Below are 13,827 nucleotides of genomic sequence, written 5' to 3'. Positions count from 1 at the left end.
GTCGGATTGAGTATTTGAGAAAAGGTGAAATGCGTGCGTTCTAGATGATCTTGCCGGGGTTCATGATGTTGTCCGGGTCGAGCGCTGCCTTGATCGCCGCCATGAAATGCGTCGCGGGTCCCAGTTCTCTGACCAGATAGGGGCGTTTGCCTTGCCCGATCCCGTGCTCGCCCGTGCAGGTCCCTTCCATCGAAATGGCCATTTCGTTCAGCCAGCCAACAAAATCCTCGGCTCTGGCGACCTCGTCGGGGTTTTCCATATCGACGAGTAACAGAGTGTGGAAATTGCCATCCCCGACATGGCCAACGATTGGAGCCAGAAGATCAAGCTCCGCCGACTTTGCCTGAGCGGCCATCACGCATTCGGCCAGCCGCGAGATGGGGACACAGATATCCGTGGAAATCCCCTTTGCGCCGGGCCGCAATTGCAGGCTTGCCCAATAAATGTCGTGCCGGGCCTGCCACAGCTTGTTGCGCTCTTCAGTGCTGGAAGTGGAGGTGAAATCCGAGCCGCCATATTCCGCAGCGATCTGGCCAAAGGTGTCCGCCTGTTCGACGGCGCTGCTGTCCGAGCCGTGAAACTCCAGCAACAACAAAGGTGTTTCGGGCAAAGTCAGCCCCGAATAGGCGTTGGCCGCCTGAACCGACATCTCATCCATCAATTCGATCCGGGCGACAGGCACACCGTATTGGATTGTTGTCATGACCGCCTGACAGGCTGCATCGACCGAAGGAAACGAGCAGCGGGCAGAACTGATCGCCTCGGGGATACCCTGCAGGCGCAGGGTAAGTTCGGTTATGATCCCCAAAGTTCCTTCTGCGCCGATCAACAGGCGCGTCAGGTCATAGCCGGCCGAAGATTTCTTGGCCCGTTGTCCGGTGCGGATGATCTGCCCGTCTGGCATCACAGCTTCCAGACTCAGCACATTGTCCTTCATTGTCCCATAGCGCACCGCATTGGTGCCCGAAGCGCGGGTCGCAGCCATGCCGCCTAGCGAGGCGTTGGCACCGGGGTCGATGGGAAAGAACAGGCCCTGATCACGCAGGTGGGTGTTCAAGTCTTCACGCGTTACGCCGGGTTGAACGACGCAGTCCAGATCACCCGAATTCACCCTGAGAACCTTGTTCATCTGGCTCAGGTCAACCGAAACACCGCCCGCCGGGGCGTTTACATGCCCTTCCAGAGATGTACCCGTGCCAAACGCGATGACTGGCACTTTGTGTGCGGCACAGGTCTTGACGATCTCGGACACCTCTTCGGTCGAGTGAGGAAACACCACGGCGTCGGGGGATTGGTTTTCGATCCATGTGGTCGTGTGCCCGTGCTGTTCACGGATCGCCGCACCGGTTTGCAGCCGGTCCCCAAAACGCTGCTTGAGAATGCCGACCGCTGTTTCGATGCCGGTGTCATTGCGCGGCAAAGCGTTTGCCTGCACCATGCCCATCCTCCCAGTGATATCAGATTTTGCTCACAACATTGCAGGTACGACCTGATCCGGCGGGCGGTGCCCGTCCTCGAAGGTCTTGATGTTGATGATGACCTTTTCGCCCATCTCGATGCGCCCTTCTAACGTGGCCGAGCCCATATGCGGCAATAGAACCACATTGGGCAATTGCCGCAACCGAGGGTTAACGTCGGTTCCATGCTCGTAGACATCCAGCCCGGCACCGGCGATTTCTTCGGAACGGATCATGCGCGTCAGGGCGTTCTCGTCGATCACCTCGCCGCGCGACGTGTTCACGATCACTGCCGTCGGTTTCATCAGTTTCAACCGTCTCGCATTCATCAGATGGAAGGTCGAAGGGGTCGAGGGGCAGTGGATCGTCAACACATCCATGCGCGCAACCATCTGATCGAGGCTTTCCCAATACGTCGCCTCAAGATCCTCTTCGATCTCGGCGCGTAGTCTGCGGCGATTGTGGTAATGGACCTGCATGCCAAAGGCCTTGGCGCGCCGCGCAACGGCCTGACCGATGCGTCCCATGCCCAGAATGCCCAGCCGACGACCGCCGAGCCTGCCACCGAGCAACGCCGTCGGCGCCCAACCGCTCCAATCCCCTTTTTGCATAAGGCTCAGACCTTCGGGAATGCGTCTCGTAACCGAGAGGATCAGCGCCAAGGTCATGTCGGCAGTATCGTCTGTCAGAACGCCGGGCGTGTTTGACACCAGAACGCCTCTCTGCCGGGCGGTTGCCACATCGATATTGTCGACCCCGGCACCATAGTTGGCGATTAAGCGCAGATTTTCCCCTGCCTGCCCCAGAATACCCGCGTCGATCGTGTCCGTGATGGTGGGGACCAGAACATCCGCCACTTTCACAGCGGCGGTCAATTCCTCGCGCGTCATCGGCGCATCCGTGTCGCGCAGCTTGACGTCGAAAAGCTCGCTTAACCGGGTTTCAACCGCCTCTGGCAACCGTCGCGTAACGACAACACTCAGACGTTCTCTTGGCACCTCAGTCCTCCTACCGCTTTGCAATCAGATGCGCGCCATGGCATCGTGGCGCAGGATCAGACGGGGCACAAGAACCCCATGAGCATTGATGCGACCTTTTTTCGAAGCACGACAAACAGGCATACGAGCAGACAGGCAGTGAGTGCTATTTTTTCGGTAAAACGCCTTTGTTTGGCGGCAACGTGCGCGTTTGGTGTGGCGCTGGGTACTCTTGCAGCCAGCGCACAGGATGCGCGTGGCCAGGTCACCAACCTACCCCTGCCGCGCTTTGTTTCGATGAAAGCAGCCGAAGGCAATGTGCGCCGCGGTCCCTCCCTGACCCATCGAATCGATTGGGTCTTTAAGCGGCGCGGCATGCCATTGCAGATCACGGCGGAATACGGCAATTGGCGTAAGGTCCAGGACCGCGACGGCGCCGGTGGATGGGTCCACTACGCCCTGCTGTCCGGGGTGCGTACTGTGTTGATCGAAACCGATCTGCTGCCAGTCTATGCGACGCCTGACCCGAAATCGCAGATCAATGCGCATTTCGAAACAGGCGTGGTCGCGCGTCTGGGAACGTGCACGCTGGATTGGTGCCGAATCTCGGCGGGCGGGTATCGCGGCTGGACCCAAAAATCCAATCTCTGGGGCGTTGATGCTGCGGAAATTCGCGAATAGCGCCGACCGATTTATTCTTCACCGCGTTGCGACAGTTCCTTGTCCAGCAGCAAAAGGTTCCAACGGTCGTCATTGGCGGCCTTGGCCTTGTCCAGAATAGACGAGAACAGATCTTCTTCCTCGATCTGCTCGGCCAGAAACCAGTTCAGCATATTCTGCGTGCTATATTCCTTGACCGCATGCGCCATTTCGAACAGCGCGTTGATCTGACCGGTCACGGTCTGTTCCTGCGCAAGCGCCTGTTCCAGAACGTCAACGGGCGACGCGTAGTCCGCTTGCGGTTTCGAGATTCCGTCCAGTTCGATCCGCCCGCCCCGTTTGGCGATGAAATCAAAGATCCGCATTGCATGCGTGCCTTCTTCGGCAGAATGGCCCCGGAACCAGCTTGCAAACCCCGGCAAATCCTGCGCCTCAAAATAGGCTGCCATGGCGAGGTAGGTATAGGAGGCATGTAATTCGTTGTTGATCTGCTTGTTCAACGCTTCCGCGACTTTGGGATTTAGGTTCATGTGCCCCTCCTTCGAGTGTCAGTTCCGGATATCATAGAGGTATGTGCAGCACTTAGTGAGTCAACCGGTCGAAAGATGCTTTTTTCAATTATTTTCAAATCTTTACCAAAAAGTTGTGCGACTGCGATGCAGTCTCAAATCCTTGCGTTCAATCGCATCTTCGTAAATTCTCTGCGTCTTAGGGCACGCGTCCTGTTTACGTCTTCCGGCGACGCTCCAAGCACCCTTGATTCAAGCCTGACAGTAGACAAAGGCCGAAAGAACCACCCGCTGAGCAACCGGCCAAACAAATTGTCTGATTGGATCATTTTTTGCGGAAAAACCTCTTGAACCCGGAATACAACAGTCGTAGATAGCCGCTCACCGTTGGGGTGTAGCCAAGTGGTAAGGCAGCGGTTTTTGGTACCGTGTATCGTAGGTTCGAATCCTACCACCCCAGCCAAATTCCCGTAAGTATTTGATTTTATTAAATAAAAATGTTGCGGGATCCCGCAACAATCCCGCAACAATTTTGATGGCTCCGTTACACGAATTCCAACGTGTCCACCCGTCAGGCGACTCGCAGACGTGAGGTTGAAAACTACAATCGAATTCTGTGGATCAGATCAGAAGAACGGCTCATCGTTGATTGAAGATGGCCTAATATCGAATTCAAAACCAAACTTCGCAATAGTGCTGTTCAGCACGTCAACGAACCAAGACGGAGCGAACGGAGAGATGACAATGCCGTCGATGAGATTCCTCAATTCACATTTAAGGACCTGTCCGTTGCTTGGTTCGTTTCGATCATTCTGTAAGACAATTCTAATCTCTCGCTCATGGCTTAGTGATTGGCGCTTACAAAAAATCCGCTCGGACTGAATGGACGCGTAGCGTTTGCGAAAATCTAAGTAATGAACACGACCCACAATCGCTTGGTCGCTGTTAGATGCCGCCTCCCAAAGGTTTCCAACAGTGCTTTGGATTGCAAGGCCAGTTCCCGACGGCGGAGAATAGAGTTGCCAAAGTGCTTCGGACTCGTCGTCGTTTTCATGCCAGCAATTCACCAACGATTTACGAACATGGGTCGAGGTCGCTTTGATCGACTTCAATAGGCGATGAGCCTCCGCTTCGACTTCCTGATCTGACAATTTCGGCGGTGTGTATCCCGGAGGTGCGGTTGTTACAGCTTGTCTAATAAAATCTAAGTAGTAATTATCCCAGATTGTCTCGCGATCAGCCAGTCCAATGGCGCCCTCAAATGGGTCGCTAAAATTCTCAGCGGTGGTGAAATAAAGTCCCTGTTGCATTAGCATCGCAACGAACTTTGTGAAATCCATGTAGCGCCAGACTTTCGAACTGTCGGGCGCGGATAAGTTCAAAGTGCCCGTCCAATAGACTGGGGTAGCAAGGTGAGCGAGTCGATCTGAGCAGCAAGCGCCGACGAGAAGCTCTTTTTTGTTTTCGTCGTAGCCAGCAAAGACAGGTCTGCCTTGAGGTGTATTTCGACCACAAGATACGCATGTGTTCCATTGCTGCGTCATCATGCGGCGAAGTCGATGTGTGATCCTCCCATCAGATTTTAGCCGGTCAAATACCGCTTGGTCTTCTGGTTGAATATTGATGTCGGACAATGAACCGGCCTCGATCTCTATAATTGTGAATGCTTAGAACCTCACTCTGGAGAAATGAAATGTCTAGCGCTGTTCACCCGCATCCAACCAATTTTCCCATTCGAAGAGCTACAATTGAACCCGCAACAAATCCCGCAACATTTTCTTGCAAAATATCCACTAACAAATTGTTTTAATTTAGCTTTCAAAAAACCTTAAATCCTACCACCCCAGCCATGATTTTCCTTGAATCTGCAGGCTGAATAGTTGGGCGCCAACTATAGTGCGATCATTCGTCCGTCCCGTCTGGGAGGGTGTAATCCGGAAGCTTGGATAACGCGGATTTCAATGCGTCGCCCCAGCCTTCTGAAATGGTGCGGAAATAGTCGTCGTCGGCCTCGAACCGCGAGCGTTTGCCCGCTTCAAGGCTGTCCTCGTCGTATAGCAGAAGATCGAGCGGCGCGCCCACCGACAAATTGGCTTTGATCGTGGAATCAAAACTGACCATCAAAAGCTTCACCGTCTCGGGAAAACTCATCTCGGCATCGTAGGCGCGGACCAGAATCGGGCGGCCGTATTTGGTCTCGCCGATCTGAAAGAACGGGGTTTCGTCTCCGGCTTCGATAAAGTTGCCTTCCGGGTAGATCAGAAACAGGCGCGAGGGACCGCCTTTTATCTGCCCCCCCAGAACAAGCGTTGCGTGAAAGGCGCTGTCTGCCTGCTGGCCTGATCGGGCGTGCTGTTCGATCACGCTGTTCAGCGTTTCGGCAACCAATTGCGCAACCTGAAACATTGTCGGTGCTTCGAGGATCGATGGCGATCGCTCCTCTGGGACCTTGGTCCGCTCTTCCAGCAAGCTGATCGTTGCTTGCGTGGTCGCCAGATTTCCGGCGGTCAACAAGGTGATGGAACGTTCCCCGTCCACCGTCCAGTTGAACATCTTGTTGAAGGTAGAGACATTGTCGACGCCGGCGTTTGTACGCGTGTCTGACATGAAAACCAGCCCGCGGTTCAGCCGCATCCCCACAGCGTAGGTCATTTATGTCTCCGTTACTGCTGTGCGACCTGCAATTGTACCGTCAATTGCTCGCCCGCTGTCCCTATTCGGTTTCCTATTACCGGGGCAGCTTGCATATAGTCCAGACCGGTTGCGACGCGAACATAACGATCGTCAGGGGAAATCCCGTTGGAGACATCAAATCCGACCCATCCGATCGCCTCAAGATGCACTTCGGCCCAGGCGTGAGTCGCGTCCTGAAGCTCAGTTTCGTTCATCATCAGATAGCCCGAGACATAGCGGGCGGGTAATCCCATCTTGCGCGCGCAGGTGATGAATATGTGGGCGTGGTCCTGACAAACACCGCAGCCTGCGTCTATCGCGTCCTCTGCACTCCAATCAGGCTGAGAGCTTCCAATCTCATAGCGTACGCATCCACGAATGGCTTCTGACAGGGCGTGCATCTGCTGTAGCTGCTCGCCTTCAGGCAATGCGTTCACCAGATCGGTGACGCCTTTTCCCGGGGTCGTCTGTTTGGTGCTGCGATTGAAAAGCCACAGGGGCGTGGAACCTTCATGGCGTCCCAATATCCCATGCATATCCTCGACTTCTACAATTCCTTCCGAGATCAGGGAAACGCTTTGGGTGTTTACGTCTAAACTGATCAATTCGACCGTGTTGCGGTGATAGTCCTCGTAACTCAATTCCTTTCGGCCACCGATAATTTCAGTGCTCCAACTTTCGATCTGCTGGTTGCGAAAGGATTTGGGCGTTTTCCTCAGTTGCTGAAGCCCAAAGGGGACCGGCGCATCGAAATCGTATCGGGTTTCGTGTTTGATATGCAGTTTCATGGGCTACTCATAGAACCGGTAGTCGATTTCGATCTGGCGACTTAATTCACCGAGATCTCTCAGGAACTCTTCTATGTATTCGTGCAATCCAAATTCGAAGATGCCCGTAATCTGTTGGTCGAGATACTTTTCGGCAAGCAGATTGGAGGCCTCGCACGAGGGGCCCGCAAAACCATAGTCTTTCTTGAGGTAAGACAGGTTTTCCTGAATCTTCCGGCAGCAGAAATGAAGGCTGCGGGGCATGCGCTGATCTAAAATCAGGAACTGAGCGATAGCCGAAGGTGTGGTTTTTTGCCCGTGTGTCATCCGGTACCCACCACCTGCCCCGACCGAACGAAGGATGCTTTCCCACTGGATATTGTCCAACGACGACCCGACCGAGAACGCCGTGGGCAGCAGGACATAGTACTTAACGTCCAGAATGCGACCGGTATTGTCGGCGCGTTCAATGAATGTACCGATGCGCGTAAAATCGAACATGTCGTTTCGCAGCATCGTGCCAAGCGTCGCACCGCGCACCAGCGCTGCTTGCTGGCGAATAAGTTCCAGCAAGCCCGGCAGATCGCGCTCGTTCACGCGACGTTTCATCGCCGCGTCCACCTGCATCCAGGTGCTGTTTACCGCGCTCCAGACGTCATGGGTCAATGCTGTTCGCACAAGACGAGCGTTGTCTCGGGCTTGCTTGATCACTGATCTTATGGACGAGGAATTTGCGACATCCCTCAACATCCAATCGACGGCGTCGTCCTTCGTGATCTCTTCGTAGTTGGACAAATATCCGTCCAGCACGCCGGCTGTTTTCAACACCGAGCCCCATTCCTCGACCGAGTTCTGGGTTCGTGTCAAAGCCATCCTTTGTCCAGTTTCCAGCAGTCTTGCGGTGTTTTCTGCGCGCTCCAGATAACGGGACATCCAGAACAACCCGCCAGCAGTTTTTCCCAGCATGTCAGTCCTCCAGAACCCAGGTATCTTTTGTCCCGCCACCCTGGCTGGAATTCACGACCAATGATCCTTTCTTGAGCGCGACACGCGTCAAACCGCCGGGCGTGATCTTGATCCCGTCCGGCGACACCAACACAAACGGGCGCAGATCAACATGCCTGGGCGCCAAACCAGACCGAGCAAAAATCGGCACCGTCGATAATGACAGAGTCGGCTGGGCGATATAGTTCGCCGGGCGCGATTTGAGCTTGTCGCGGAAGGCGCTGATCTCTTTCTTGCTGGCGGTCGGGCCGATCAACATCCCATAGCCACCCGAACCGTGCACCTCTTTCACAACAAGCTCGGACAGGTTGTCCAGAACATACGCCAGAGAGTCCGGATCACTGCACCGCCATGTCGGAACGTTCTGAAGCAATGGCTTCTCGCCCGTATAGAATTCAACGATTTCAGGCATGTAGGAATAAATCGCTTTGTCATCGGCGATACCGGTTCCAGGCGCATTGGCAATTGTTATGCCCCCAGCACGGTACACATCCATGATGCCCGGCACACCCAAAGCGCTGTCCGGATTGAAATTCAACGGGTCGAGGAAATCGTCGTCGACCCGCCGATACAGGACATCGATCGGCTGGTATCCCCGAGTGGTGCGCATACAGACACGACCATCGACAACGCGCAGGTCATGTCCTTCGACCAATTCGACCGCCATCTGATCTGCAAGGAAAGCGTGCTCGTAATAGGCCGAGTTGAAGATACCCGGCGTCAGAACCGCGACGGTTGGCTCTCTGTCCGCGCAGGCTGGTGCGCAGGCGGCAAGCGATCGTCTCAGGTTCTTGGGGTAGTCGGAAACATTGCGTACGTTTGTTGCGCTGAAAAGCTCGGGGAACATCTTCAACATGGTTTCCCGGTTTTCCAGCATGTAGCTGACACCCGAGGGCGTGCGGGCGTTGTCCTCGAGCACGAAGAACTCATCCGGGCCGGTCCGCACCAGATCAATTCCCACGATGTGCGTGTAAACCTGTCCGGGTGGCGAAACACCAAGCATCTGCGGCAGGAACGCTTCGTTTCCGGCAATCATTTCGGCAGGAACACGTCCGGCGCGGACAATTTCCTGGCGGTGGTAGATATCGTGCAAGAAGGCATTTATGGCCCTGACGCGCTGTTCAATGCCTTTTTCCAGCCGCTGCCATTCCCGGCCGGATATCACACGTGGAACGATGTCAAACGGGATCAACCGCTCTTCCGCCTCGGCTTTACCGTAGACGTTGAAAGTGATCCCGGTGAGCCTAAAGACTTCTTCAGCTTCGCGTTGTTTGGCCCTCAGCCTTGAAACATCTTCCGAGTCGAACCAGCGACCAATTTCTTCATAGGGAACCCGCAGAGATCCGTCGGCGCCGAACATTTCGTCAAAATAGTCACTCATGGAAGGAGTTTGCCAAACAAACCTGAGTTTTCAAGAGGTATAGCCTCCATCGCCAATTCCCTGCCGGGAAGCGCCTATTTTTAAGGCGAATTGATACGCCGCCTTTGTTCGAGCTACTTCGTTCATGTGTATGGATTTCGGTCAAAAGCTCAGTAAAACAACGCGCAACGGGTCCCCGTTGCAGCGTTTCGATTACTCGGGCCCGACGGCACAACATCCGATTTCCGAGACATCCGGAGGCTGAACACTGGGCGCGGCTCGCCGCGCCCAGTGATTTCAGGTCGCAACGTGCGATACATCCTTGTCCGGCGAGTAGATGTCCAGGATGTTCCAATGCCCGGTCGTTGGCGTCGGGTTGTTGATCATTGGCACGTCGAGGACGGTTGGTTTGCCGCTGGCAATGGCCGCCTCCAGTGCGGGCAATAACTCATCCGCCGCGCTTAGCCTGTGTCCTTCCGCACCGTAAGCCCGCGCAATGTCGGCGTAGCCCGGACCGTTTGCGGGCGCCTCGGCTGATCCCGGAAATGTCGTTCCGTAGGTCAATCCGTAATGCGCCTTTTGCAGTCCTGCGATGGTACCGAATGCATTGTTGTTCATCACCAGCCAGATGATGCCCAGATCAAGCTCGACCGCCGTTGCCAGCATCGACGGGTTTTGGCCAAAGCCACCGTCGCCAACCAGACTAAGCACCACGCGATCCGGCGCTGCCAGTTTTGCGCCGATCGCCCCCGGAGGGCCAAAACCCATCGTGGCGAACCCGCCCGGTGTCAGGATGGAACCCGGTGTCAGGATATCAAACTGTTGTCCGACGCCATTCTTGTTCCATCCAACATCAGTGGTGATGATTGCATCCTCGGGCAGCGCCTTGCGGGTGTCTGCCAGAATACGCTCGGGCATCATCGGAAAGGCTGATGAGGTCGCCATGTCCGCGTTGCGCGTTTTGAATTCAGTCCGGAAGTCGGCGATCTTCTGTTCCAGCTCGGGGCGTTTGAAGCCGTCCGGATACATCTCGCGGGCCACGCGGGTCAGAACACGCAACGCGGCCTTGGCGTCCGCAACGACGCCGATCTCGGTGGGATAGTTCCGACCGATCTCTTGCGGTTCGATGTCGATATGGATGACCTTCGAGCCGGGAATGTTGAACGTGTAGCCGGGATACCAGCTGGAGCAATCGGCCTCTTTGAACCGGGTTCCCACCGCAAAGATGTAGTCCGCATTCAGGCAGGACTGGTTAACCAGCTCGGTGCCCCAAAACCCTGTCATGCCCAACACCAGCGGATGGTCGTCCCGCAACGCGCCCTTGCCCATCAGGGAATGCGCGACCGGCAGGCCCATGTGTTCCACAAAGTCGCGTAGTTCCTCACTGGCCTGTGCCAGAAGGATACCGCCGCCAACATAGGCGACCGGATTTTCGGCCTGTGCCAACGCTTCGACAATCTCACGCGCAGTTTCGTCATCGATCGATGGTTTCTTGAGCGCACTGGTGTTGCCGAGAATGCGGTCGAAGCTGTCCGACGGAATCACTTCCGAGAAGATGTCCATCGGCACGTTGACCAGCACCGGCCCTGGCTGACCGCTTTCCGCAAGGTGGAACGCCTTTTCCAGAATTTCGGCCATCAGATCCGCCCGATCCACCCGCCAGGCACGTTTCACGAAGGGGCGATAGATCTCCCACTGGGCCGCGTCTGCGTGCAGGTTCACCTCCTGATGCGGATGTTTACCGTAGTAATGCGTGGGAATGTCCCCCGCGATCACCACCATCGGGATGCAGTCCAATGCGGCGTTTGCGACCCCGGTGGCGCAGTTGGTCAGCCCTGGGGAGAGATGGGACAGCACCACCGAGGCCTTGCCCGTCACGCGCGCATAAGCGTCAGCTGCGTGACTGGCGATCTGTTCATGGCGAACGGTCACGAAGTCGATGGGACTTTCCGCCAGCGCAGCCAGAACCGCGATATTCGTGTGGCCACACAGGCCGAATACATGCTTGACCTCACGGCGTTCAAGGAAGTCTACGATATGTTCGGCGACCGTTTTGCCGTCCAGTTTCGCTCCGTCCATCACGCGACCTCCTGTCCGTAGAACTCACCGAACAGGTCCGGCTCCGAGGGGCGATCCTCGGGGATCGGACGGCTGACCCAGGTGTAGTTCATCATGTGCTTCATGGTGACGTTTTCATTGGTGATGTTGCCGCCCCAGATGCCGCAACCCAGGCTGCTGGTCATAGGCATGCCATTGGTCCAGGCACCCGCATTGGCCTTGGATTGAGGCTGTCGAACCATCATACGGCTGACCGGAGCAAGACGCGCCAACCGGTCGATGTGATCGTCGTTGTGGCTGTAGATGCCACAGGAATGGCCCTTACCCCCGGTGTTGTAGATCTGGCTGACCGTTGCCAGCGCGTCATCGAACGTGTCGAAGTGATAAAGCGCCATCAGCGTAGTCAGCTTTTCCTTGGAAAACTTGTGCTGCGGCCCAATCTGGCCCTGATTTTCAACCATCAGGAATTTGCGATCTTCGGGAATCGAGAACCCGGCGACCTTGGCTGTTTGCTGAGGTGGGCAGGCGATGGTCGGGAACGTACGGTTGCCCTTCTCATCCCACATGGCCGCTTCGAGCATAGCCTTTTCTTCGTCCGAACACAGGTATCCGCCTTCGGCCTCAAGCGCCTTGACCATATCGTCGTAAACCGAGCGCTGGATGATGATGTTGCCGTCGGCCGAGCAGCCCGATCCAAAGTCGGACGTCTTTGAAATGCGAGTGTTCTGAGCGGCGATGTCCAGATCTGCGGTCTCATCGATGACAATGGATGAATTGCCGGCGCCGACGCCATAGGCCGGTCGCCCTGAACTGTACGCCGCTTTGACCATCGGCTTGCCACCCGTCGCCAAAGTCAGGTCACAAACCTCCATCAAATGTTGCGTCAACGGGATCGACGGTTTGCGGATCGACTGGAACAGGTCTTCGGGGGCACCGGCGGCACGGCAGGCCGCGCGCATGACCTCGACCATCTCGAAGGTGGTATGGGCGGTGCGCGGGTGCGGGCTGAAGATGACCGCATTCCGGGCGTTCGCGGCGGAAACTCCGGTCACCGGTGGGGTCATCGCCGGGTTGGTCATCGGGATCAGCGAGGCGATGACACCGGCTGGCTTTGCGTATTTCACCAGGCCCTTTTCTTCGTCGACTTCGACGATCCCCGTCGACGGTGTGCGCAGTACATCGCGCAGGACCATGTGTATCTTGAACCGCTTCGCAGGACGCCCTTCGCGATCACCAATGCCGCTCTCATCTACGCCTTGCTGTGCCAGACGTGTAAAAGTTTTCTCGTTCCCCGCATACCAAGCAATGGCCTGAGACAGGCGGTCCAGCCTGTCCTGATCCCAATCCTCGATCTCGGCCATGGCAGCGCGGGCGCGCGCCAGCATATCGGCCGCGAGTTGTCGGTCGTTTTCAGTGAGCTCTTTGCCCATGGTGATCCTCTTGGTGTTTTGGAATTGCAGCATCAGGCATACGACGCTGAGATCGCGCCGCACCGAATGTTCGTTTGGCGTGGCTGAGACAGCGACGCGCGTGTTCTTCATATCCCAACTCGGCAACGCGGCTTTGGTTGGGCAGTTCGATGGAATAGTCGACGGGTGGCATCCTTTCGATGATGCCGGTGAAGTCGATCCAGCCCTCGCCGGGGTACAACCTTGCATCGCGGGCCAGCTGGATCATGCCCTCGCGCGTATCTGCGATGCCGGGCAGGCAGTCAGAGATATGCAGGAAGTGAAACAGGTCCGAGGGGACGTGTAGCAACTCTCCCAAATCAACGCGGCTAAGGTGTAGGTAGAGCGTGTCGACCAGAATACCGCCGTTGGGCTGATCGGAAGCGCGAACAATATCCAGCGCCTCATCCAGAGTACGAAGGCGGGAAAAGCTTGGAAACTCTAGGTCCACGGTCAGCCCATAGGGTGCGGCCAGTTCGCAGGTCTCTGAGTAGACGTCGATCAGAAAGTCACGATCATCGCGGGTGTTGGTCCACGCGCTCATTATCATGCGCTTGGCGCCCAGTTCCCCGCCGATCTCCAGAGAAGGCTCAAAACTGCGCGGATCGACATCTTCGGTGATGCGCGCAATCTCGACATCAAGGACTTTCAGACCGGTTGTAGAAAGCGCAGTTTTGGTAGCCTGCACCTGCGCCTTGTCGATTGGCGATTGGGTGAATTCTCCGGGCACATGCATCGGGATAAACCGGGGGCTGACGGCATCGTAACCGGCCCGGGCTGCGATATAGACCAGCTCGGGCGGCGTACAGCCGATCAGCGTCAGATGCGCCAAGGAATAGAGAGAGGGGCTTGCGCCAGCCTCTTCGGGTTTCACCATGAACGACAGCTCCACGTGTCTGCGAATCCAATTTTC

At 56.2% G+C, this 13,827-nt stretch carries 12 protein-coding genes and 1 tRNA gene; 2 read left to right on the top strand and 11 right to left on the bottom strand.

All coding sequences use genetic code 11. The features are described 5' to 3' along the window. Positions 1 to 40 precede the first annotated feature (40 nt). Together ACR0LX_RS13270 and ACR0LX_RS13265 are read right to left on the bottom strand one after the other, a co-directional pair. On the bottom strand, positions 41 to 1,438 hold the full coding sequence (locus tag ACR0LX_RS13270) for an FAD-binding oxidoreductase (protein ID WP_480784120.1): 1,398 nt from the start codon (positions 1,436 to 1,438) through the stop codon (positions 41 to 43). A 30-nt stretch (positions 1,439 to 1,468) separates the two neighbouring features. Further along, positions 1,469 to 2,455 (bottom strand): 2-hydroxyacid dehydrogenase, encoded by a 987-nt coding sequence (locus ACR0LX_RS13265; RefSeq protein ID WP_480784119.1) that lies wholly within the window; start codon positions 2,453 to 2,455, stop codon positions 1,469 to 1,471. 147 nt (positions 2,456 to 2,602) lie between these two features. On the opposite strand from ACR0LX_RS13265, the gene ACR0LX_RS13260 reads away from it, so the two are divergent. Continuing rightward, positions 2,603 to 3,115, top strand: a complete 513-nt coding sequence (locus ACR0LX_RS13260; protein ID WP_480572384.1) for an SH3 domain-containing protein — start codon at positions 2,603 to 2,605, stop codon at positions 3,113 to 3,115. Positions 3,116 to 3,126: 11 nt separating this feature from the next. Here ACR0LX_RS13260 and ACR0LX_RS13255 read toward each other — a convergent pair whose 3' ends face one another. Beyond that, positions 3,127 to 3,624: a ferritin gene (locus ACR0LX_RS13255; RefSeq protein WP_480784118.1), complete on the bottom strand. Its 498-nt coding sequence runs from the start codon at positions 3,622 to 3,624 to the stop codon at positions 3,127 to 3,129. Positions 3,625 to 3,991: 367 nt separating this feature from the next. On the opposite strand from ACR0LX_RS13255, the gene ACR0LX_RS13250 reads away from it, so the two are divergent. Next, positions 3,992 to 4,066: transfer RNA gene (locus ACR0LX_RS13250), tRNA-Gln, on the top strand. Positions 4,067 to 4,229: 163 nt separating this feature from the next. On the opposite strand, the gene ACR0LX_RS13245 is transcribed toward ACR0LX_RS13250, so the two are convergent. The 8 genes from ACR0LX_RS13245 to ACR0LX_RS13210 all read right to left on the bottom strand — a co-directional run bounded on the left by ACR0LX_RS13245 (position 4,230) and on the right by ACR0LX_RS13210 (position 13,791). Continuing rightward, positions 4,230 to 5,237 (bottom strand): hypothetical protein, encoded by a 1,008-nt coding sequence (locus tag ACR0LX_RS13245; RefSeq protein ID WP_480784117.1) that lies wholly within the window; start codon positions 5,235 to 5,237, stop codon positions 4,230 to 4,232. A 268-nt stretch (positions 5,238 to 5,505) separates the two neighbouring features. Then, a complete protein-coding gene (locus ACR0LX_RS13240) occupies positions 5,506 to 6,255 on the bottom strand; it encodes a proteasome-type protease (protein WP_480784116.1) in 750 nt (249 codons plus the stop codon). A gap of 11 nt (positions 6,256 to 6,266) precedes the next feature. After that, positions 6,267 to 7,064 (bottom strand): transglutaminase family protein, encoded by a 798-nt coding sequence (locus ACR0LX_RS13235; RefSeq protein ID WP_480784115.1) that lies wholly within the window; start codon positions 7,062 to 7,064, stop codon positions 6,267 to 6,269. 3 nt (positions 7,065 to 7,067) lie between these two features. After that, the gene (locus ACR0LX_RS13230; protein ID WP_480784114.1) at positions 7,068 to 8,009 is read right to left on the bottom strand and encodes an alpha-E domain-containing protein; all 942 of its coding nucleotides are present in this window, start codon (positions 8,007 to 8,009) and stop codon (positions 7,068 to 7,070) included. A gap of 1 nt (position 8,010) precedes the next feature. After that, positions 8,011 to 9,429: a circularly permuted type 2 ATP-grasp protein gene (locus ACR0LX_RS13225; protein WP_480784113.1), complete on the bottom strand. Its 1,419-nt coding sequence runs from the start codon at positions 9,427 to 9,429 to the stop codon at positions 8,011 to 8,013. Positions 9,430 to 9,705: 276 nt separating this feature from the next. Then, the gene (locus ACR0LX_RS13220) at positions 9,706 to 11,487 is read right to left on the bottom strand and encodes a thiamine pyrophosphate-binding protein (protein WP_480784112.1); all 1,782 of its coding nucleotides are present in this window, start codon (positions 11,485 to 11,487) and stop codon (positions 9,706 to 9,708) included. After that, a complete protein-coding gene (locus tag ACR0LX_RS13215) occupies positions 11,487 to 12,896 on the bottom strand; it encodes an aldehyde dehydrogenase family protein (protein WP_480784111.1) in 1,410 nt (469 codons plus the stop codon). Before ACR0LX_RS13215 ends, ACR0LX_RS13220 begins: the two co-directional genes overlap by 1 nt. Then, on the bottom strand, positions 12,877 to 13,791 hold the full coding sequence (locus ACR0LX_RS13210) for a sugar phosphate isomerase/epimerase family protein (RefSeq protein ID WP_480784110.1): 915 nt from the start codon (positions 13,789 to 13,791) through the stop codon (positions 12,877 to 12,879). Before ACR0LX_RS13210 ends, ACR0LX_RS13215 begins: the two co-directional genes overlap by 20 nt. Positions 13,792 to 13,827 lie beyond the last annotated feature (36 nt).

The sequence above is a fragment of the Ruegeria sp. CH11 genome, from assembly GCF_056537105.1.
This window is presented reverse-complemented; position numbering and strand designations above follow the sequence as displayed.